General features: G+C 72.7%; 17 protein-coding genes. 9 read left to right on the top strand and 8 right to left on the bottom strand.

Annotated elements, in window-relative coordinates; translation table 11 throughout:
- Nucleotides 1-73: 73 nt before the first annotated feature.
- From CG740_RS13510 to CG740_RS13500, 3 genes are all read right to left on the bottom strand, one after another.
- Entirely contained in the window at nucleotides 74-880 is an 807-nt protein-coding gene (locus tag CG740_RS13510; RefSeq protein WP_100575319.1) for an SAM-dependent methyltransferase, read from the bottom strand.
- A 135-nt stretch (nucleotides 881-1,015) separates the two neighbouring features.
- The gene (locus CG740_RS13505) at nucleotides 1,016-1,282 is read right to left on the bottom strand and encodes a DUF397 domain-containing protein (protein WP_100575318.1); all 267 of its coding nucleotides are present in this window, start codon (nucleotides 1,280-1,282) and stop codon (nucleotides 1,016-1,018) included.
- Nucleotides 1,283-2,143: a helix-turn-helix domain-containing protein gene (locus tag CG740_RS13500; RefSeq protein ID WP_100575317.1), complete on the bottom strand. Its 861-nt coding sequence runs from the start codon at nucleotides 2,141-2,143 to the stop codon at nucleotides 1,283-1,285. It lies immediately after the preceding gene.
- A 206-nt stretch (nucleotides 2,144-2,349) separates the two neighbouring features.
- Between CG740_RS13500 and CG740_RS13495 the strand changes: the two genes are divergently transcribed.
- Together CG740_RS13495 and CG740_RS13490 are read left to right on the top strand one after the other, a co-directional pair.
- Nucleotides 2,350-2,823, top strand: a complete 474-nt coding sequence (locus CG740_RS13495) for an ATP-binding protein (protein WP_100575316.1) — start codon at nucleotides 2,350-2,352, stop codon at nucleotides 2,821-2,823.
- Between the two features lie 152 nt (nucleotides 2,824-2,975).
- Entirely contained in the window at nucleotides 2,976-3,299 is a 324-nt protein-coding gene (locus CG740_RS13490) for a hypothetical protein (protein WP_234376249.1), read from the top strand.
- Nucleotides 3,300-3,336: 37 nt separating this feature from the next.
- Here the strand turns inward: CG740_RS13490 and CG740_RS13485 are convergent, their stop codons facing one another.
- The 3 genes from CG740_RS13485 to tdh all read right to left on the bottom strand — a co-directional run bounded on the left by CG740_RS13485 (nucleotide 3,337) and on the right by tdh (nucleotide 6,728).
- Nucleotides 3,337-4,251 carry a LysR family transcriptional regulator gene (locus CG740_RS13485; RefSeq protein WP_100575443.1) on the bottom strand — a complete coding sequence of 305 codons (915 nt, stop codon included), beginning with the start codon at nucleotides 4,249-4,251 and terminating at the stop codon, nucleotides 3,337-3,339.
- Nucleotides 4,252-4,342: 91 nt separating this feature from the next.
- Complete coding sequence (locus tag CG740_RS13480) at nucleotides 4,343-5,524, bottom strand: glycine C-acetyltransferase (protein WP_100575315.1); 1,182 nt, start codon at nucleotides 5,522-5,524, stop codon at nucleotides 4,343-4,345.
- 175 nt (nucleotides 5,525-5,699) lie between these two features.
- Nucleotides 5,700-6,728 (bottom strand): L-threonine 3-dehydrogenase, encoded by a 1,029-nt coding sequence (gene tdh / locus CG740_RS13475; protein WP_100575314.1) that lies wholly within the window; start codon nucleotides 6,726-6,728, stop codon nucleotides 5,700-5,702.
- Nucleotides 6,729-7,864: 1,136 nt separating this feature from the next.
- Here tdh and CG740_RS13465 point away from each other — a divergent pair.
- Nucleotides 7,865-9,439, top strand: coding sequence for a hypothetical protein (locus CG740_RS13465; protein WP_234376234.1), 1,575 nt, complete (start codon nucleotides 7,865-7,867; stop codon nucleotides 9,437-9,439).
- Nucleotides 9,440-9,575: 136 nt separating this feature from the next.
- Here the strand turns inward: CG740_RS13465 and CG740_RS13460 are convergent, their stop codons facing one another.
- Both CG740_RS13460 and CG740_RS13455 read right to left on the bottom strand, forming a co-directional pair.
- Complete coding sequence (locus tag CG740_RS13460) at nucleotides 9,576-11,732, bottom strand: tetratricopeptide repeat protein (RefSeq protein WP_100575313.1); 2,157 nt, start codon at nucleotides 11,730-11,732, stop codon at nucleotides 9,576-9,578.
- Nucleotides 11,733-12,111: 379 nt separating this feature from the next.
- Nucleotides 12,112-12,879 carry an MmyB family transcriptional regulator gene (locus CG740_RS13455; protein WP_159030292.1) on the bottom strand — a complete coding sequence of 256 codons (768 nt, stop codon included), beginning with the start codon at nucleotides 12,877-12,879 and terminating at the stop codon, nucleotides 12,112-12,114.
- A 263-nt stretch (nucleotides 12,880-13,142) separates the two neighbouring features.
- On the opposite strand from CG740_RS13455, the gene CG740_RS13450 reads away from it, so the two are divergent.
- The 6 genes from CG740_RS13450 (at nucleotide 13,143) to CG740_RS13425 (ending at nucleotide 19,389) form a co-directional block, all read left to right on the top strand.
- A complete protein-coding gene (locus tag CG740_RS13450) occupies nucleotides 13,143-13,808 on the top strand; it encodes a helix-turn-helix domain-containing protein (protein ID WP_100575312.1) in 666 nt (221 codons plus the stop codon).
- A 225-nt stretch (nucleotides 13,809-14,033) separates the two neighbouring features.
- On the top strand, nucleotides 14,034-14,564 hold the full coding sequence (locus CG740_RS13445) for a toxin-antitoxin system, toxin component (RefSeq protein ID WP_100575441.1): 531 nt from the start codon (nucleotides 14,034-14,036) through the stop codon (nucleotides 14,562-14,564).
- A 3-nt stretch (nucleotides 14,565-14,567) separates the two neighbouring features.
- Nucleotides 14,568-15,755, top strand: a complete 1,188-nt coding sequence (locus CG740_RS13440) for an MAB_1171c family putative transporter (RefSeq protein ID WP_100575311.1) — start codon at nucleotides 14,568-14,570, stop codon at nucleotides 15,753-15,755.
- Complete coding sequence (locus CG740_RS13435; RefSeq protein WP_159030291.1) at nucleotides 15,752-17,212, top strand: FAD-dependent oxidoreductase; 1,461 nt, start codon at nucleotides 15,752-15,754, stop codon at nucleotides 17,210-17,212. Before CG740_RS13440 ends, CG740_RS13435 begins: the two co-directional genes overlap by 4 nt.
- Before the next feature lie 72 nt (nucleotides 17,213-17,284).
- Entirely contained in the window at nucleotides 17,285-18,568 is a 1,284-nt protein-coding gene (locus CG740_RS13430) for a VWA domain-containing protein (protein WP_100575310.1), read from the top strand.
- A 35-nt stretch (nucleotides 18,569-18,603) separates the two neighbouring features.
- The gene (locus CG740_RS13425) at nucleotides 18,604-19,389 is read left to right on the top strand and encodes a hypothetical protein (protein WP_100575309.1); all 786 of its coding nucleotides are present in this window, start codon (nucleotides 18,604-18,606) and stop codon (nucleotides 19,387-19,389) included.
- The last annotated feature ends 425 nt before the right edge of the window (nucleotides 19,390-19,814 follow it).

Genomic DNA, 19,814 nt, shown 5'->3' with positions numbered 1-19,814 from the left:
CCCGGCACCTACTCCCCGGTGGCCACGCCCCGTACCTACTCCCCGGTGGCCACGCCCGCGCACACCCGGTGCCTCACGCCTTGCGGGCCACGCCCGCGTACACCGGGATGGTGTGGTCGCCCTCGGCCGCGCTCTCACCCAGCTCCGGGTGCCATTCGGCGGCCAGGCCGACGCCCGGCTGGGCCAGTTCGCGGCCGTGGAAGAACCGGGTGACCTCGGACTTCGTGCGGGGGCGCAGGGTGACGCCGCCCTCCTTGTAGAGCTCGACCGCGCGGGCCGCGCTCTCCGGGTCGAAGTCGCCGGTGATCTGCGACAGGACCAGATAGCTGCCGGGCGCGAGGACGCCCAGGAGGCGGTCGACGATCCCGTACACATCGTCGTCGTCCCCGATGAAGTGGGTCAGGGCGATCAGCGAGAGCGCGACCGGGCGGTCGAAGTCGAGGGTGCCGTGGGCGAGTTCAAGGATGCGCTCGGGCTCGCGGACGTCGGCCTGGATGTACTCGGTGACACCGTCGGGGGTGGAGCGCAGCAGGGCCTCCGCGTGCCGCAGCACGATCGGGTCGTTGTCCGCGTAGACGATGCGGGCGTCGGAGGCGGTGCGCTGGGCGACCTGGTGGAGGTTCGGCTCGGTGGGGATGCCGGTGCCGATGTCCAGGAACTGGCGCACGCCCTGCTCGGCGAGCCAGCGGGTGGCGCGGTGCATGAAGGCCCGGTTGACCCGCGCGATGTCCCGGCCGCGCGAGTCGAGCGCGAGCAGCTGCTCGGCGAGCGCCTCGTCCACCGGGTAGTTGTCCTTGCCGCCGAGGAACCAGTCGTACACCCGGGCCGGGTGGGGCTTGCTGGTGTCGATCGTGACGGCACTGCGGTCTTGCCCGGTCATGTGCGCTCCATGGGGATGAAGTTCAGTGAACAGGTGGGGGAATCAAGGGAGTTGAGGGGGGGAGAAACGGGGGGGGCCGAGGGGTGAGGGCTGAGCCAGGGGGAGCATCTGGTGGCGGGGCAGGAGCCCCGGGGATCACGTCAGGAGGAAGTCGGCCTGGCCGGACTTGGCGCCCTGGATGAACGCGGCGATCTCGCCGGGGGTGTAGATCAGCGCGGGGCCCTCGGGATCGGCCGACTGGCGCACCGCGACCCGGCCGTCGGCCAGCTTCATCGCCTCGAAGCAGTTGCCGCCGTTGCCGCCGCTCCACGGCTTGTGCCAGCCCTCGGCGCCGAGCTGGGCCGCGGGCATGCCGTTGTAGATGTGCCCGCCGGCCGGCCCGCCGTCGTATATGTGATCCATTCACAGCTCCTTGCGGAGATCCCTGAGGATCTCCTTCGTGCGTTGTGCAGTCGCGGCCTGAGCCGCCATGCGGTCCATGACCTCCAGGTGGGTGGCCACCTCGGGGCGCGCGTCCAGATAGACGGCGCCGGTCAGGTACTCGCTGTAGACCATGTCCGGCAGTTCCGGCACGGCGAAGCGGAAGAGCACGAAGGGCCCGTACGTCCCCGGATGGTGCCCGGAGGCGAACTCGGCGAGCTGCACGGTGACGTTCGGCAGCGTCGAGGCCTCCAGGAGGCGGTCGATCTGCTCCCGCATCACCTGCGCCGAGCCGACCGGGCGGCGCAGCACCGTCTCGTCCATGATCACCCACAGGCGCGGGGCGTCCTCGCGGGTCAGCAGCGACTGGCGCTCCATGCGCAGCGCCACGTGCCGGTCTATGTCCGCGTGGCTGGTCGCGCCGAGCGCGCCGCTGCGCATCACCTGGCGGGCGTACTCCTCGGTCTGCAACAGGCCCGGCACGAAGTGCGGCTCGTACGACCTGATCAGCGAGGCCGCGCCCTCCAGGCTCACGTACATGCTGAACCAGTCGGGCAGGATGTCGTGGAAGCGCTGCCACCAGCCGGGCTTGTTGGCCTCCTCGGCCAGGGCGACGAAACCTTCCGCCTCGCTGTCGGCGATCCCGTAGGCCTGGAGCAGCAGCACCACGTAGGGAATCTTGAGGGAGACCTCGGCCATCTCCATGCGCCGGATCGTGGCCGGGGCCACCCGCAGCACCTTGGCCGCTTCCTCGCGCCGGAGACCGGCCCGCTCGCGCAGGTCCTGAAGGCGTCTGCCCAGCACGACCTGGCCCACGGTCGGGGCGGACCGGGGTTCACTCACGACAGACCTCCCCATGTGCTGTTGCGAGCAGTGTGCCACGTCGTTGCAGATAGGAGAACGGCACTCTGCAAATTTCAGAGTGCCTCTTGCCAAGTGTCCGCCGCGGGTACAAGGTAGGTCGGTGAACCAGTTCACACGCGGCGAAGGTGCGCGGCCTCGGGGGAGGCGGCGTCCCGAGCCGCCTCCCCACTGTGAGGATTCCGGTCGTGGCCCCTGGTAACGCGCTCGTCCCCCAGCTCACAGGCGCCTGCTCCGGGACCGCTGTGCGGCGGTACGCCTTCGATGTGCCGGCCCGTACCGAATCGGTCTCCCTCGCACGCCGGCGCAGCAGGGACATGCTGACCGGCTGGGGGCACCACGAGGAGCTCCACGAGACCGTCTCCCTGGTCATCTCGGAACTCGTCACCAACGCCGTCGTGCACACCGCCGGCGACCACATACTGTGCGAACTCACCGATCTCCAGCGGGCGTTGCGGATAGCGGTACGGGACCTGGGCTGCGGCTCGGCCGGGCCCCGCCTGTGCTATTCGGACGACGAGGAGGAGCGCGGACGCGGGCTGCTGCTCGTCGACGCGGTGAGCAGCGCCTGGGGTTCGCACGACGCCCCGTACGGGCCCGGCCGGATCGTCTGGGCCGAGCTCGCGCACGGCGGGCCGGGTCAGGCGGCCCGCCCGTGCTGAGAGAGAAGCTTCCTTGGGGACCCCGGTCCGGGCGGCAGGGCCCGCGAACCGATGGGTCCGGAACCGCCGGGCCCCGAGGCCCCGTGCGCAGTGGGGGTGCGCACGGTGTGCCCGGGCCCGGCGGCTCCGCCGCTCGATCCGGCGGCGGAGTACTGCTGCCGCAGGTCAGGCCTGCGGCCCTCGGCCGGGACGCGGTGGGGGTACCCGCCGCGCACGGCTTCCGGCTGCTGTCCCGCCTTCCCCGGTCGGGCTGCGTGTTCGCCTCCGCCGACTGGTGGTGGTGGATCGTCCCGGCCGGCTCCGACCACGAGCTGCCCTGGCCCCGGCCGGTGCGCTACGCACCCGGCGCCGTGGTCCCGGACGCCGACCGCCCCCGTCTGATCAACTTCCCCGAGGGCGCGACGCCCTACACCCCGCCGATCCCGCTGTACCTGGTGGTCTGCCAGCTGACCGGCACCGCTCCGGCCTGGGCCTGAGCACAGGGCCGCGGGCCGGTTCCCCCGGGCCGTGCCGCTAGTCGGTGGGCAGGCCGCGCGCCGCCTCGGCCAGCGCCTTGAGGACCGGGTGGAACAGCGGGTGCCGTTCCGCTCCCCTGCGTACCGCCGCGAACACCCGCCGGGTCGCCGCAGGACCGTCCACCGGGCGGACCACGGTGTCCTTCTGCGCCATGCCGCGCAGCGCGGAGCGCGGCACGAGCGCCACGCCCGCCCCGGCGCCCGCGAGGGCCACGACGGCCCGGAAATCGTCCGAGGAGTGCACCAACTTGGGCTGGAATCCCGCGAGTTCACACGCCAGCAGCATCACGTCGTGGCAGGGGTTGCCCGGGTAGGGCCCGATCCAGTCGTCGTCGGCGAGTGCCGACAACGGCACGTTCGGGCCCTGGGCGAGGGGGTGCCCGGCGGGCAGCACGGCGTCGAAGGGCTCGGCGTACAGCGGGACGCGCGAGAGCCGGCTGTCGTCCTCGCGGGGCGCGCCCCGGTACTCGACGGCCAGTGCCAGATCGGCCTCCCCGTCCAGGACGAGGGGCAGCGCCTCGTCCCCCTCCGCGTCGCGCACCCGCACCCGGATCGAGGGGTGGGTGTCGCGCAGGCGCGTGATGGCGGGCGCGAGCACCTCCGCGATGCCGGTCGCGAAGGCCGCCACGGTGACCTCTCCGGCCGCGCCGCCCGCGTAGGCGGCCAGCTCCGCCTCGGCCCGCTCCAGCTGGGCCAGGACCGCGTTGGCGTGCTCCAGGAGGATGGCGCCGGCGGCGGTGAGCCGTACGCCCTTGCCGCTGCGGGTGAGCAGGGTGTGCCCGGTCTCCTGCTCAAGGGCGGCGAGCTGCTGGGAGACGGCGGAGGGGGTCAGATACAGCGCTGCTGCCGCGGCGGTCACCGTACGGTGGTCCGCCGCGGCACGCAGGATGCGGAGCCGGCGGGGGTCGATCACCCAGCCATTGTCGCCCGAGCGCCGGGCCCGCACCGACGCCCGGGGCTCCGGGCGGGCGGGCAGGCGCCGGGCCCGACCGGCCTGCCGCGGGTCAGGCCTTCATGGCCGCGCGGGCGTCGACGAAGGCGGCCACCGTCTTCTCGATGTCCTCGGTCGAGTGGGCCGCGGAGAGCTGGACGCGGATGCGGGCCGCACCCATCGGCACCACCGGGTAGGAGAAGCCGATCACGTACACGCCGCGCTCCAGGAGCAGCTCGGCCATCCGGGCCGCCTCGGCCGCGTCGCCGATCATGACGGGCGCGATGGGGTGCTCGCCCGGCAGGATCTCGAAGCCCTCCTCGCCCATCCGGGTCCGGAAGAGCGTGGTGTTCGCGGCGAGCTTCTCGCGCAGGTCACCGGCCGACTCCAGGAGGTCGAGGACCTTGAGCGACGCGGCCGCGATGACGGGGGCGAGCGAGTTCGAGAACAGGTACGGACGGGAGCGCTGGCGCAGCAGGGCGACGATCTCAGCACGGGCGGCCACGTAACCGCCGGAGGCGCCGCCGAGGGCCTTGCCGAGGGTGCCGGTGATGATGTCCACGCGGTCGCTCACGCCGTGCAGGGCGGGGGTGCCGGCGCCGCCGGGGCCGGTGAAGCCGACGGCGTGCGAGTCGTCGACCATGACCATGGCGTCGTAGCGGTCGGCGAGGTCGCAGATCTCCTGGAGCGGGGCGATGTAGCCGTCCATGGAGAACACGCCGTCGGTGACGATCAGACGGCGGCGTGCGCCCGACGCCTCCTTGAGCTTGGCCTCCAGGTCCGCCATGTCGCGGTTGGCGTAGCGGAAGCGGGCCGCCTTGGAGAGCCGGATGCCGTCGATGATCGAGGCGTGGTTCAGGGCGTCGGAGATCACCGCGTCCTCGGCGTCGAGCAGGGTCTCGAAGACACCGCCGTTGGCGTCGAAGCAGGAGGAGTAGAGGATCGTGTCCTCCTGGCCGAGGAACGCCGACAGGCGGCCCTCCAGCTCCTTGTGCACGTCCTGGGTGCCGCAGATGAAGCGGACCGACGCCATGCCGTAGCCCCAGCGGTCCAGGGCGTCCTTGGCGGCGGCGACCACCTCGGGGTGGTCGGCGAGGCCGAGGTAGTTGTTGGCGCAGAAGTTCAGGACGTCGCCCGAGGGCACCGAGACGGAGGCGCTCTGCGGGGTGGAGATCACGCGCTCGGGCTTGAAGAGACCGGCTTCCTTGATCTCGTCGAGGGTCTTCTGGATGTCGTCGCGGACGTTCGCGTACATGCGGGGTGCTCCTAGGACGGGCGGGAGGCGGGACGTGCTTGCGGGCCGGGCGGACCCTCGGGGCCGGGTTCGTCCTTGCGGGCCGGGCGGACCCTTACGGGTTCGGCCTTGCGGCCGGGCGGGCCGTGGGGACGGCGGACCCGTGGGAACGGGCGGGGCCTGCGGGAGGGGGCGGCTAGACGGTCCAGTCGAGGATGATCTTGCCGCTGCGGGCGGTGGCGGCCTCGTCGAAGGCCGCGTCGAAGTCCTGGTACCCGTACTTGCCGGTGATCACCGGACTGAGGTCGAGCCCGCCTTCGAGCAGCACGGTCATGGCGTACCAGGTCTCGAACATCTCACGCCCGTAGATGCCCTTGATGGTGATCATCGAGGTGACGATCTTCGCCCAGTCGACGGCGAACTCCTGCGCCGGCAGGCCCAGCATCGCGATGCGACCGCCGTGCGTCATGTTCGCGACCATGTCGCGCATGGCCTCGGGGCGGCCCGACATCTCCAGGCCGATGTCGAAGCCCTCCTTGAGGCCGAGCTGCTTCTGCGCGTGGGCGATGTCGTGCTCGGCGACGTTGAGCGCGAGCGTGGCCCCGGCCTTGCGCGCGATGTCCAGCCGGGACTCGCTGACGTCGGTGATCACGACGCTGCGGGCGCCGGCGTGCTGGGCGACGGCCGCGGCCATGATGCCGATCGGGCCCGCGCCGGTGATCAGCACGTCCTCGCCGACCAGCGGGAACGAGAGGGCGGTGTGTACGGCGTTGCCGAAAGGGTCGAAGATGGCGGCGATGTCCAGGTCGACCTTGGTGCGGTGCACCCACACGTTGGACGCGGGCAGCGCCACGTACTCGGCGAACGCGCCGTCGCGTCCGACACCGAGACCGATGGTGGAGCGGCACAGGTGCCGGCGCCCGGCCAGGCAGTTGCGGCACTTCCCGCAGACCAGGTGACCCTCGCCGCTGACCAGGTCGCCGACCGCGATGTCCTGGACGTCCGCTCCGATCGCGGCGACCTCTCCGACGAACTCGTGGCCGAGGACCAGCGGCGTCCTGACGGCGCCCTGCGCCCAGCCGTCCCAGGAGCGGATGTGCAGATCCGTACCGCAGATGCCGGTGCGAAGGACCTTGATCAGCACGTCCCCGGGCCCGGCCTCCGGCTCCGGTACGTCCATGAGCCAGAGTCCGGGTCGGGCGTGCTGCTTGACAAGTGCCTTCATGGGCGGTGCTCCCGGCGTACGGAGAGGGGCGGCCGGCCTCGGATCGGGGCCGGGCATGCGCGGTGGAGGGTGGTGAAGGTGGGGGGTGGTGAAGGTGGCGGGTGGTGAAGGTGGCGGGTGGTGAAGGTGGGGTGGTGAAGGTGGCGCTGTTGCTGATCACCAATCTGCCGAGAGCCGGGCGCCGAGTCCATCGAGGATTTCTTAAGCGGGCCAACAGCCAAGCTTCACGCGCGCCCCTCACGCCCCACACGCTCTCCCCTTGGACGGCGTTGGCCTCCAGGGCGCAGAACGCCCCGCACATCCGCGACGAGCCCAGGGAGTCGCCCGCGCCCGGCGCGCGCCCCGGCGGCGGTCAGGAGCAGCCGGATGGAGCAACGAGGGGCCGGGCGGGCGGGACTGGACTGCACCGGCGTCGCCCGCATCGGCGACCCAGCAACCTGCCCAGCAACCTGGCGAGCGCCCCTTGGCTATCGTGACCCACCACGAAGACGGGGTGGACCGGACGTGAAATGCGGGGGGGGGCGGCGGCACGTGACGGTGACGGTGATGGCGCGGGCGTCACGTGGGGGGCGGCGAGCGACACGGTGACGGGGAGGGCGGGGTGGCGGGGATGATCGGGTCGACGGGCACGGGCTCGGGCATGGGTACGGGCGGTCGGTACATACGGGTGCCGGTCGGGGACGAGGCTGCCCGCTGGGCGGCTCGCGGCCGGTGCAAGCGGGTGCTGTTCGTGGTGCACAACGTCACCTCGGCCACCCGGCTGCTCGACGTGCTGCCGCTGTTCCATGACGACCTGGGGATTCAGCTGCTGGCCACCTGCACGGGTTCCTCGGCGTTCGAAGGCGGCGTGGACGCGCTGCTCGCCGAAACCGGGGTGCCGGTACTCCCCTGGGAGCAGGCCCTCGAAACGAAGGTGGATCTGGCGATCACGGCCAGCCTGGGCGGCCAACTGCACCGCGTTTCAGGGAAGTTGACCCTGCTCTCGCACGGGGTCGGCTACAATAAAACGCTCGCCACACCGGACACCGGACACCGGACACCGGACACCGGACACCGGACACCTTTCGCCCGAAGGTCGGGCGTCTGCGTTCGATTCGCCCTCGGGCGCGAACTCGGCCGTGGAGCCGACGGCGGACATGGACACGGTCGCAGAGCCGGACAGGGACGCACAGAACGCAGAGAACGCAGACGTGGATGCGGAAGCGGATACGAATGCGGACGGGGCCCCGGCCCCAAAAGCCGAGAGCGCTCCCACCTTCGCATCCAACGCGCCCCCCGCATCCGCCACCTGCCCTTCCCTCCGCAACGACCCCGCCCCCGGCCCCGCCCCTGTCTTCGGCCTCTCCCCGGACTGGCTGCTCCACAAGGGCATCCCGATCGCGGACGCGATGGTCCTCTCCCACCCCGAGCAGCTGGACCGACTCCGTACCGCGTGCCCCGAAGCCGCCACGACCGCGGTCCTCGCGGGTGACCCCTGCTTCGACCGGATGCTGGCCGCACGCCCCTACCGAGAGCGCTTCCGAAAGGCGTTCGGGGTACGCCGGGGCCAGCGCCTGGTGGTGCTGAACTCGACCTGGAACCCCGAGTCGCTGTTCGGCGACGGCGGCGGGGCCGACGTGTTCCCCTCCCTGCTGCCCCGGCTCACCGCGGAGCTGCCCGCCGACGAGTACCGGGTCGCAGCCGTGCTGCACCCCAACATCTGGCACGGGCACGGCCCCGGGCAGATCCGGGCCTGGCTGGACCGGGCCCTGCGTGCCGGACTCGTACTCGTCGACCCCCTGCACGACTGGCGTCAGGCGCTGCTCGCCGCGGACGCGGTGATCGGCGACCACGGTTCGGTCAGTTACTACGCCGCGGCCCTCGGCCTACCCGTCCTGCTCGGCGCGGCTCCAGCCGGCGGGGGCCTCGACCCGCAGTCCCCGGTGGCCCAATTCGTAGGCGCGGCTCCCCGGTTCGACCCGCACGCGCCGCTCGCCGCCCACCTGGACGACCTGATGGCGAACCACAGCCCGCTGCCGGGGCCGGCCCACCTCACGACCTCCGCGCCCGGTGCATCGGCGGCACTGTTGCGGGCCCTGTTCTACCGCCTGCTGGACACCCCGGAACCCGAACGCCCCGCACTCCTGGAGCCGCTGAGGCTGCCGCCGCACCAACGGCCTTTTGCGACGGCCCCGTTGAGGGTTCTCACCCGGGTGACGACGGACCCGTATGTGGTCCACCTGGCCCGCCACGCGGATCCCTGGTACGAGCCCGCGGGTGAGGGCCACGTCCACATGGCCACCCCTGAGGACACCCGCGATCCCGGCCAACTCCCCCTCACCGACGTGCTGTTGCGAGAGGCGGCGGCGGATGATCTGCGTTTCGGCTCGCCCGAGCAGTGGACGGCCGAGGTACTCGCGCGACATCCCCACAGCTCGCTGGCCGCCTACATCACCGGCCCCCACGCGTGCACGGTACGGACCCGTACCGGTCGGCTCCTGCGGCTCACCGGCGATCCGGACGGGCTCGACCCGGGAGCCTCGGCCTCGGCCCTGCACGCCTGGCTGACGGCCGGCCGGACCATCGAAGAGGCGCTGGAGACGGGACTGACCGTTCGCACCGGCCACACCACACACCGCGTCAGGGTCACGATCCCGACCACGGGCGCAGGCGCGGACATGGGCGCAGGCTCGGAGACGGGGCCAGGAACGGGCGCGGAGAGCACGACCTGAGCCGGTCCCTGGTCATGCCCCAGCAGCCGCAGCCCTTCCTGACCGATCGGAGGTCACCAGGAGAGGCCACCCGCCCCCGTCCGGCCATCGGATGCCACCGGGCGCCATCGGATGCCACCGGGCGCCACCGGGTGGTTCAGGCTCCGGCACGCTCGTCCACGCAGCGCCGGCGGAGCGCTCTCAGGTGGATCAGGGGATAGTGGGCCTGTTCGTCGGCCAGTGCCGCGATGGCCTCGTCGATCAGCGGGAGCGCGTCCACCGGCCGGCCGCTCGCCTCAAAGGTCTCGGCGAGGTCCGTCAGCGTACGGGCCGTGTTGTAGGCCTCAGCGGTCTCCCGGAAGAACGCCAGAGCGCTCTCCAGCCGGGCCTGGGCCCGGGACCACTGGCCGAGGCCGCGCAGAGCCCGGCCGCGGTGGCGTTCCAGCAGAGCGCGGGCGCGTGGCAGATCGCGGGCCCCCTCACCGTCGGCGGACACACCGTCGAGAGCGCGGTCCGCCGACTCGAAGCAGTCGTACGCCTCCTGGAAGCGCCACTCGCGCAGCCGCAGCAGCCCGAGTGACTCGATCGCGGTGGCCTGGCCCCGGAAGTGGCCCGCCGCCCGTTCGGCGCGGGCGGCCGCTGTGAAAGCGCTCTCGGCCTCGGGCCATCGCCCGAGTTCCGTGAGGTTCAGTCCGAGCAGGGTGTGCATCCGGGCGGCCTCGCGCGAAGCGGGGTCACGGGCCTCGGTGGCCCGGACACCCGCGCGCAGGGCGGGGAGCAGTTCGTCGTGGCAGCCCATCTTCAGCTGCACCGGCCACAGCGCCTGATTCAACCGGAAGACCGCGTCCGTATCCCCCAACTCCTCTGCTGCGCCCACCGCTTGGAGGAGGTTGCCCAGTTCGTCGCGGAGCGCGGTCAGTGCTCCACCCGCGTCCGTGTAGCGCGTGCCGTCCGACGCCGGCCGATCCGCTTCGCCCAGCCGCCAGCCCTGACTGAGGGCCGCTCGACTCGCCGGTTCCGCGAAGTCGACGCACCAGCGGACGGCGTCCCGTACCGCCTGCTCGGCCGCGGCCAGGCCGTCCTCGCGCAGGGCTTCGGTGGCGGCGTACTCCCGGATCAGCGGTCTGATCCAGTAGGTGCCCCCGTGACCGCTCGTGCCGCTGGGAGCGCTCTCCATCAAATGGGCGGCGGCCAGTTCGGCCAGGACGCGTTCGGCGGAGGTCTCGTCGAGGCCGAGCGTCGCGGCGGCCAGGGGCGCTCCGACGGCGGGCCAGTCGCGCTGGGCGAGCAGCCGCAGAGCCCGTGCCGCGTCCGGCGCGAGCGCGTGGATGGCGTCGGCCACCGCGGTACGGGCCGCGTCGGCAGCGGGCCGGCCCTCCTGCCGCCAGTGCTGTGCGGTGAGGCGGGCCGCGGCCGCGCGCAGCGCGAAGGGGGAGCCCGCGCAGCGGGCGAGTACGGCGGGCAGGGCCGCCCGGTCGAGCGGCACGTTCCCGGCCCTTGCGACCTCGGCGAGCAGCCGTCGGGCATCCTTGTCGGCGAGCGGCCCCACCGGGATCCCCACCGCGTCGAGGCCGGGCAGCGGGTGCCGGGCCGCCACGACGACGAACACGCCGGGGGTGGAGGTGAGTACGGGGAGGATCTGCGCGGCGGACCTGGCGTGGTCGAGGACGATCAGCATCCGGCGCTCCGCCGTGCAGGCGCGCAGAAGTGCCTGGCGGTCGTCGTGGCCCGGCGGGATCTCCGCGGCCGGTATCCCCAACTGCTGGAGCAGCAGTCGCAGTACGGTCGACGGGTCCGTCCCGCCGACGCCTCCGGCGTCGGTGCCGGTACCGCGCAGGTCGGCGTAGAGCTGTCCGTCGGGGAAGCGGCGTGCCTCCGCGCAGCCCCAGTGGATGGCGAGGGCGCTGGTGCCGATGCCCTGGGGGCCGTGCAGCACGGCGATGCGTGGCCGGCCGTCCGCCTTGCGGGAGGCCTCCCGGCTCAGCGCCTTGCGCTCGCCGTCGCGGTCGGTGAAGAAGCGGGTGGAGGCGCCCAGCGCGGGCACCCGGCCCGGCCTGCCGGGGCTCGGGGCGCTGCGGGCGAATGCCGTCCAGGCGCGGGCGAGGGCCGGGTCGTGGCGTACCGCGTCGTGGACCTGCTGGGCGATGCCGTCCAGCTCGGCGTGGCCCCGAGGGGCTCGCACCTCGCGGCCGACGATGCGGCGGACCAGGCCGCCCGCGCTCTCCCAGGCCGCCTTGCCCGCCTCGTTGGCGAGGCCCGAGCCGACCGCGCCGAGCACGGCGGCGATGGCCGCCGTCGATGTGGGATCCAGCATGTCCGCCCCCGATGCCCCGATTGACCGTGATACGGCCCGCGGCACCGCAGCCGAGGCCCTCCGGGCCGGGCCCGGGGCGGGACCGTCCGGGAGCACCGCCGGACCGACCCTAGCAACATCCTTTATGGCGAGCCGAGTTCGTCCGAGGTTGGCCGAAATCGTGCGGTGCATGCCCCCCTGTCGGGCGCTGGACCGATGCCGATCGGGCGATGTGCGGGGGCCCGTCCCCCTGAGGCGACCGCTCGAAGCGCTCTCGGGTTCACTCGGAACAGTGCGGGGGCGGTCGGGCACCGGCAGGGGAAACCGGGCGCTGAACCACACCCCGGGGAACAGGTCCACCCAACCACCGGGCGTTCCGGCTGCCGCGCCGCTGGAAGCGCTACCGGGCCGGCACCACGCTGAGGTGGGCGCGGCCCCGGCGGGCCGCGGGGGGTTCGGTCTCGCGCAGCACCAGGGTCAGTCGCCGCAGGCCGAACTGCCGCAGCGTCCGCGGGGATTCGCTGATCAGGCGACAGCTGGTGCGGCCGCGCTCCGGATCGGGGTGGCGCACATGGCGTACCGCGCCGTCGTGGTGGACCGCGGCGTCACCGACGGCCTCGATCCAGTGCGGAAGGCCCAGGCGGAAGGCGGCGTCCATGATCGGGTCATCGGCGATCTCACGCCGGATGTCCTGGAGCCCGGGAGCGCTCTCGTCATCGGCGTACGCCTCGGCGAACTGGGCGAGCAGGGGCAGGCACCAGGTCGTTTCGTGCTCGGCCAGCACGCTCGCCGCGTCCGGGTGGAACAGCACGAAGCGCAGGAAGTTGTCGTCGGGCATGGCGGTGGGGTGCGGCCCGACACCCCCGAAGAGCGCGTCGTACGCCGGGTTCGAGTGGGCCACGCCCCACCCGGGGTCGAGGACCACGGACGGGAACGGAAGGGCGTCCGTCATCGCGAAGTAGTCGTGGACATAGGCACGGATCTCGGGGTCGTCCGGGAGCCCGGGGGGCTGTGTTCCGTCGGTCGCCGGGTCATCGGCGGCGCGCTCCCCCGCGGCCGTCTGCCGTCCGGGCGGCTCCTGGACCAGGGCGAACGGTCGCCCCGCCACCGGGGCATGCGCTGCCGGAACCTTGGGCACCGATTCCTTCGCCACCAATTCTTCCGCCATCGAGTACGCGACTCCTCTTGCTGGCCCGCGAGTGCGGCGGCCGGCCTTCGGGCCCGCCCGGGGCACGGAGGGCGATCTTCACACCGTGTGGCGATCCTGATGCCGCCGACACAATGATGTCAAGCATCGTGGCATTCCGGCCCCCCGAAGCTTTGATTGCGCCACAACTGTGGCAAGTTCTGGTTGTTGTTGCCGGGACCCGCTAATCTCCGGAGCATCCACTGTTGTGCCCACCAACCTCGCATGATCTAGGAGAACTACTGGTGACGGACGGCTTCTTGGTTCCGGGACCGACGGCCACGGGCCCCCTCGCGGCCGTCGTCGCCCGTGTGGCCGAGCTCGCCGGAAAACTCGGAACGAGTCAGGCGGACGTGTTCGACGTCCACCGGCTCTCCGAGGCGTCGGGGGTTCCGGCCGATGTCGTGGGCGCCCTGCTCGACGGCCGGCCGGCCGGTGAACCCGATCTCCAGGCGCGCTTCCTCCAGAGGTTCAGCCTGCTGCGCAGCACCCGGCGCAAGCCCAACGGGCGTCCGCACACCCAGCAGGAGATCGCCGACGGCGCGGGCATGTCGCGCCAGCAGGCGGGGGCGCTGATCAACGGCGACCGGCGGCCGACGATGGAGCACTGTGACGCGATCCAGCGCTTCTTCGGCGTCCACGCCGGCTTTCTGACCGCCGACGACACCGACGCGCTCGGCGGCGCCCTGCTGCGCACCGAGCAGGAGCTCCTCCAGCAACTCGCGGGCCGCGAGCGGGAGGTGGCGCGCGCCGGGCAACCGGGTGGCGACGCGCTGGAGCGGCTGCTCCAGGACCACGGGGTCCGCGGCATCGCGTGGCGGGCGGCCCAGCTGCCCACCGACAAGCACCGCGACAAGGTCACCGAATGGCTCGACATGCTCCTGGAGAGCGTCAAGCGGTCGGAGTCCTGACATGGCCCGCACCACCCGGCGGCGACACGCCGCATCCATCAGCCTGCCCGGATGTCGCCGTCCGTTCATTTCCGGCCTTCATGTGATGCCGAGTTCAACGAACTCCGGCTCAATGTCGACTGGATCATTCACGTACGGCTCGGCAGGCTGCACATTGACGGGCTGCTCGACGAAGTGCTGCTCCATGAACGGCTGGCGGGGAGAACGGTGGGCATAGGCAAGGAGATGCGCCGGCTGTGCGGCGAGCTGGTCGCGGGTATCACGATCCCGGCACCGGCGGAACCGACCGATCTGTACGCCGCCCTGTGCGAGGGCATGAGCAAGCGCCGGGGCCGCCCCGTCGACTTCCGTATGGCCGCCTTCCCGTCCGGCACCGCGAGCGGGCTGTGGCTCGACATGGCCGACCGGGATCTGGTCGTGGTGGAGGAGCGGACGACACCCGACCATCAACTGGTGATCCTGGGACACGAGTTGTGGCACATGGACGCGGGGCACGGCAGCCACCACGTGGCGGGCGCGGCGGTCGCCGCCCGGCTCCTCACCGCGGAGGGCGACCTGGGCGCGGCCGTGCGCAAGGTGGCGGCCCGGACCCGTTCGCACCTGGCGGAGGAGTCCGAGGCGGAGAGCTTCGGACTGCTGCTCGGCAGCAAGTGCCGCCCCTGGCTGCCCGGTTCGGGCGCCCACGTCCCCGCGCATCGGGATGCGCTCGCCGGTCGGATCGAGGCCTCCCTGGGCTATCGCCGGCCCCAGGGCTGACGCGTGAAGGATCTGGGTTACTACGTCCCGGCGGTGCTGCTCGCCACCGGGTTCGCCTGCCGGGTGCCCGGCATGCGCCGCACCTGGCGCGACCCGCTGCTACGGACCGTCAACACCCTGCTCATCGTGGCGAGTTCGGTGCTGTTCTTCGCCGCACCGACGACGATCGCCCTGGTCAATCGCGTCACCGGCGTGCCCAACTTCTCGGGGCCGCTGGTGTACTCGATCCTCACCGCGTACAACGCCGCCTGTCTGGTGATGATCATCAATTGGCGGGGCGGGCCGCCCGAGGCGGCCCGCCGGGCGAGTCTGCGGTGCCTTGCGGCCTACGCCCTGGTGATCGTCGCGCTGTTCACCCTCTTCGCTCTCGGGGACCACTCGAAGGAGCGGCTCCGGGACCTGGACACGTACTACGCGAACACCCCCTACATCCGCGAGATGATCGTCCTCTATCTGGTCGCGCACTCCATCGCCTCCCTGGTCACGACCGTGCTGTGCTGGAAGTGGTCGGTCCGGGTGCACGGCTGGCTGCGGGTCGGCCTGGTGCTCATCGTGAGCGGGTACCTGCTCAACCTGGTCTTCGACGTCCTGAAGTTCGGCGCGGTCGGGGCACGTTGGTCGGGGCACGACTGGGACTGGCTCAGTACCGACGCGGCCCCTCCCGTGGCGTCCGTCTCGGCGCTGCTGGTGGCCGCAGGGTTCATCGTCCCCCTGGTCGGGCCGAGGCTCTCGCACACCTGGCAGTCCTGGTCGGCGTACCGCAGACTGGGCCCCCTGTGGCGCGCCCTGCACGCCGGCCCGACGGTCGAAGGCGGATCGGTGCGGATGGCGTGGTGGTCACCGGCCGAGCTGCGACTGACCTACCGCGAGGCGGGCATCCTCGACGGGTTCCTCTCCCTCGCCCCCTACTTCGACCTAGCGTTGCACGCCGCCGCCAGGTCGGCGGCGGCCGGCGCGGGAGCCGACCCGCGACGGGCCAAGGCGGTCGCGGACGCGGCCATGATCGCCGCTGCCCTCACGGCGCGGGCCCGCGATCCGGAGGGCCGGGCCGTACGCGGCGAGCAGCCCGAGGCCGCGTCGGCGATCGAACGGGCCCAGGACCTGGTCCTCGTGTCCGAGGCGTTCCGTACCTCACCCATCGTCGAAGCAGCCCGCCGCGACTCGGCACGGGCGGGAAGCAAGCAGCCATGAACACATCGGACACCGCGCCCTCGGGGCCCTCGCGCAGACCCGGCCCCACCGCCGGGTCCTCGGCCCCCAGGGGCCGGGCCGTCGTCGTCGGGGGCGGTCTCGCGGGCATGCTGGCGGCTGCCGCGCTCGGCGGGTACTGCGACGAGATCACCGTGATCGAGCAGGACACGCTGCCCGCGGGCGCGGAACCCCGCAAGGGACTTCCCCAGGCCCGGCACGGGCACATGCTCTGGTGCGGCGGGGCCGAGGCGATGGAGCGCCTGGTGCCCGGAGTGCTGGAGAGCTGGCTGGCCTTCGGGGCCCGCCGGATACCGCTGACATCCGGGATGATCGGGCTGTCTCCGCAGGGCTGGTACCGGCGCTGGCCCGACTCCCACTATCTGATCTCCTGCGGCCGTGACCTCCTGGACTGGGTGGTGCGCGAGCGGGTCACCGCCCACCCGTCGGTCAGGGTTCTGGAGCGGACGAAGGCACTCTCCCTGACCGGCACCGCGAACCGGGTCACCGGTGTCCGGGTGCGCGGGGAGGACGGAGTCGAGCGGGTGGTCGACGCCGATCTGGTCGTCGACGCGGCCGGCCGGGGCTCGCACGCCCAGCGGTGGCTCACCGAACTCGGTGTGCCCGCCGCGAAGGAGGAGGTCGTCGACGCCGGCACGGTCTACGCGAGCAGGCTCTACCGCTCACCGGCCGGCCAGGCCCCCTTCCCGGTGGTGAGCGTGCAGGCCGATGTGCACGCCCCGCCCGGGCGCACCGCGGTTCTGCTGCCGATCGAGAACAGCCAATGGCTGATCACCCTCTCCGGCACCCGGGGCAGCCGCCCCACCGGGGACGACGAGTCCTTCGTCGCCTTCGCGGCGGCGGCCCGGCATCCGGTGGTGGCCGAACTCATCGCCGGGGCAGAGCCGTTGAGCGAGGTGAGCGTCTACGCCAACACCGCCAACCGGCGCCGGTACTTCGAGCGCGTCGGCTCCTGGCCCGAGGGATTCGCCGCCATCGGTGACGCGGTCGCCGTGTCGAACCCCGTGTACGGACACGGCATGTCGGTGGCGGCACTGAGCGCGCTCGCCCTGCGCAGGGTGGTCGACGAGCGGGGATTCTCGACGACACGGGGCCTGGCGCGCCGGATACAGCGGGCGATGGCCCGCCCGGTGGCCATGGCGTGGACGCTGTCCGCGGGGCAGGACGCCTTCTACCCGGGGGCCACGACCCGTCCGCCCGGGGCGGCCGAACGCCTGCTGTCGCGCTATGTGGACCGGCTCATGCTCACCGCGACCGGCAATTACACGGTGGCCACCGCCCTCACCGAGGTCATGACCCTCTCGGGTCCCGCAGGCGGCCTGGTGCGTCCCCGCGTTCTGCTGGCCGCCCTCGCCGGACCCGGCAGGCCTCAGCTGACGGCCCCTCCGCTGACGGACCGTGAACTCGCCCTCGCACAAAGCCCGCAGAAGACCCCCTAGCCGCACATCACGCATCCGGGGCCGGGGCGGGCCGATTTGGGCCGGGTATCCATGCTTCCATAGGATCCGGCGATGATCACCAGAAAACGGCTGGCGGCCGGAGTGTGCGTACTGGCCGCCGCTTTCGCCACCGGCATCCTCCCCGCCGCGGGCCCGGCCACCGCGGCCGCGCAGCCCGACGGGCAGTCCGCGCCGGCCGCACCCAAGGTCGACCTCGTCCTCGACGTCTCCGGTTCGATGCGGACCGCCGACATCGACGGCAAGTCGCGGATGGCCGCCGCCAAGCAGGCGTTCAACGAGGTCCTCGACGCGGTCCCGCAGGAGGTCCAGCTCGGGATACGGACGCTGGGGGCCAACTACCCGGGCGAGGACCGGAAGGTGGGCTGCAAGGACACCCGCGCGCTCTACCCGGTCGGACCGCTGAACCGCACCGAGGCGAAGACCGCCGTCGCCACCCTCGCGCCCACCGGCTGGACCCCGATCGGACCGGCGCTCCAGGGCGCGGCCGAGGACCTCAAGGGCGGTGACGCCACCCGCCGGATCGTGCTCATCACCGACGGCGAGGACACCTGCCAGCCGCTGGACCCGTGCGAGGTGGCCCGCGACATCGCCGCGCAGGGCATCCACCTCACCATCGACACCCTCGGTCTGATCCCGGACGCCAAGACCCGCGCACAGCTCACCTGCATCGCCGAGGCCACCGGCGGCACCTACACCTCGGTCCAGCACACCGACCAACTCTCGGGCAAGGTCAAGCAGTTGGTGGACCGGGCGGCGGACCCCGTCGCCGTGCCCGTCGCCACCAACGGCACCGCGAGCTGTGAGAACGCCCCGCAGCTGAAGCCCGGCCTGTACACGGACCGCGAGAAGTTCGCCGAGCACCGCTCGTACAAGGTGGACGTGCTGCCCGGCCAGGAACTGCGCGCCTCCGCCAGCATCGGCATGGACCGCCCCGCCAACCCGGACTACGGCGTGCTGCTGCGCGCGGTGACGGCGCACGGCCGGGAGATCGTGCGCGGCTCCGAGGCCGGAGACGGGCGTACGGACCTGATCTCGACGGGGCTGCGCTATCCCAAGGCACCCGCCGACGACTCGGACGACAAGACCCCGGAGACCGTCTGCCTCCAGGTCTCCAACTCCTTCTCCGCGGGACCCGGCGTGAAGACCGATCCGGGTCTGCCGGTCGAGCTCGCCATCGACGTGGTGAACGGCCCCGACCAGGCGTCCGACGTGGCCTCCTTCGGCCTCGGCCGGGGCTGGTGGCTGCTGGGTGCGCTCACCCTGGCCGGGCTCGTCGCGGGCCTGGTGTGGGGCTGGATCTCGCGCTGGCGCATCGCGGTCTGGCGGACCAACTGATGCCGAACACCACATCTCACCCCGGGGGCCAAGTGATGCGCACAGCACGGAAGTCGGCGGCCACCGTCCTGGCCGGAGCCACGCTGGCCGGCGCGGCCCTGTTCGGCGCGGCCGCCCCCGCGCTCGCCGACTCGCCGTCGCCGAGCCCCTCCGCGTCCAAGAGCGACCAGGCGCCCACCGAGGCCGGCACCGCCTTCCGTACCGCGGTGGCCGTGCATCAGGGCCAGCAGGCGACGGCGTCCGCGTCGAGCGGTGACTACCTGTACTGGATGTTCCCCGCCGACGCAGGACAGCGCCCCACCGTGACCGCGAAGGTCACGCTCCCCGAGGCCGCCTCGCGGCACGGCTCCTCCACCTGGCGCCTCGACGTGTACGACGGACTGCGCCGCCGCCAGCCCTGCATGTACGGGATGCAGTCCCGGTCCGCGGCGCAGGACGCGGCCGCCGTGGAGCTGTCCTGCACCCTGCGGCCGACCGTCGCCTGGGCCGACACCTGGTCGACCGACCCGCTGCCGGGCACGTACTACATCCGCCTCACGGCGGTCTCGCTGCCCGACACCGACCGGGGCCTGCCGTTCAAGGCCGAGGTCGAGCCGACCGTCCTGGACACCGGCGGCGCGCACGCCGTGGACGGCAAGCTCGCCACCCCGCTCGGCGCCAGGTCCGCGGTCGAGCCGGACGGCGGCTGGTCCTCCGGCTGGTGGACCGACCGCTGGGTGTGGACCGCCGCGGGTGGCGTGCTCGCCGCGCTCGCGGGCGTCGCCGGGTACAACCTGACCCGCGGCCGGGGCCGGCCGTCCCGGGTGCCGCGGGGGGTGTGAGAGGCGGAGGTCGCGAGTGCGGGTCCGCGTGCGGCAGCGGCAGCGGCAGCGGCAGCGGCAGCGAGTACAGGTGCGGCTGCGGCTGCGGCTGAGAGAGCGCTCCCGGGTCCGCGCCGCGGCCTGAGCACGGGCCGCCGCCGGCGGTGAGAGCGCTCTCGCCCACCCCGTCCAGCCCTCCCCACTCCCCTGCCCGCCCTCCCCTCGCCCGGGAACGGCGGGCAGGGCTCATTGCTGGAGCTCACGCCTGGACGCCTGAACCCCACTCCTGGCGCTCCCGCCCGGGCCTCATTCCCGGCGGTGCCGGTCACCTCCGCGGCGGCGCATCCGTACGAGACTCGGGGTACGCGACACTCGGCCGTACGTGTCCGGCCGTGCGAGACCCGGCCCCCTCGGTCGAGTGCCACCACCCACGCGAAGGAGTCCCC

Source organism: Streptomyces sp. CB01201 (genome assembly GCF_002803085.1).
GTDB classification, from domain to species: domain Bacteria; phylum Actinomycetota; class Actinomycetes; order Streptomycetales; family Streptomycetaceae; genus Streptomyces; species Streptomyces hundungensis.
This window is presented reverse-complemented; position numbering and strand designations above follow the sequence as displayed.

Excerpts from the sequence above, each read along its gene's own strand:
- tdh (WP_100575314.1), bottom strand. The coding sequence starts at position 6,728 with ATGAAGGCACTTGTCAAGCAGCACGCCCGACCCGGACTCTGGCTCATG.
- CG740_RS13445 (WP_100575441.1), top strand. The coding sequence starts at position 14,034 with ATGCGCCGGCTGTGCGGCGAGCTGGTCGCGGGTATCACGATCCCGGCA.
- CG740_RS13455 (WP_159030292.1), bottom strand. The coding sequence starts at position 12,879 with ATGGCGGAAGAATTGGTGGCGAAGGAATCGGTGCCCAAGGTTCCGGCA.
- CG740_RS13460 (WP_100575313.1), bottom strand. The coding sequence starts at position 11,732 with ATGCTGGATCCCACATCGACGGCGGCCATCGCCGCCGTGCTCGGCGCG.
- CG740_RS13505 (WP_100575318.1), bottom strand. The coding sequence starts at position 1,282 with ATGGATCACATATACGACGGCGGGCCGGCCGGCGGGCACATCTACAAC.
- CG740_RS13465 (WP_234376234.1), top strand. The coding sequence starts at position 7,865 with ATGGACACGGTCGCAGAGCCGGACAGGGACGCACAGAACGCAGAGAAC.
- CG740_RS13510 (WP_100575319.1), bottom strand. The coding sequence starts at position 880 with ATGACCGGGCAAGACCGCAGTGCCGTCACGATCGACACCAGCAAGCCC.
- CG740_RS13425 (WP_100575309.1), top strand. The coding sequence starts at position 18,604 with ATGCGCACAGCACGGAAGTCGGCGGCCACCGTCCTGGCCGGAGCCACG.
- CG740_RS13480 (WP_100575315.1), bottom strand. The coding sequence starts at position 5,524 with ATGTACGCGAACGTCCGCGACGACATCCAGAAGACCCTCGACGAGATC.
- CG740_RS13430 (WP_100575310.1), top strand. The coding sequence starts at position 17,285 with ATGATCACCAGAAAACGGCTGGCGGCCGGAGTGTGCGTACTGGCCGCC.
- CG740_RS13435 (WP_159030291.1), top strand. The coding sequence starts at position 15,752 with ATGAACACATCGGACACCGCGCCCTCGGGGCCCTCGCGCAGACCCGGC.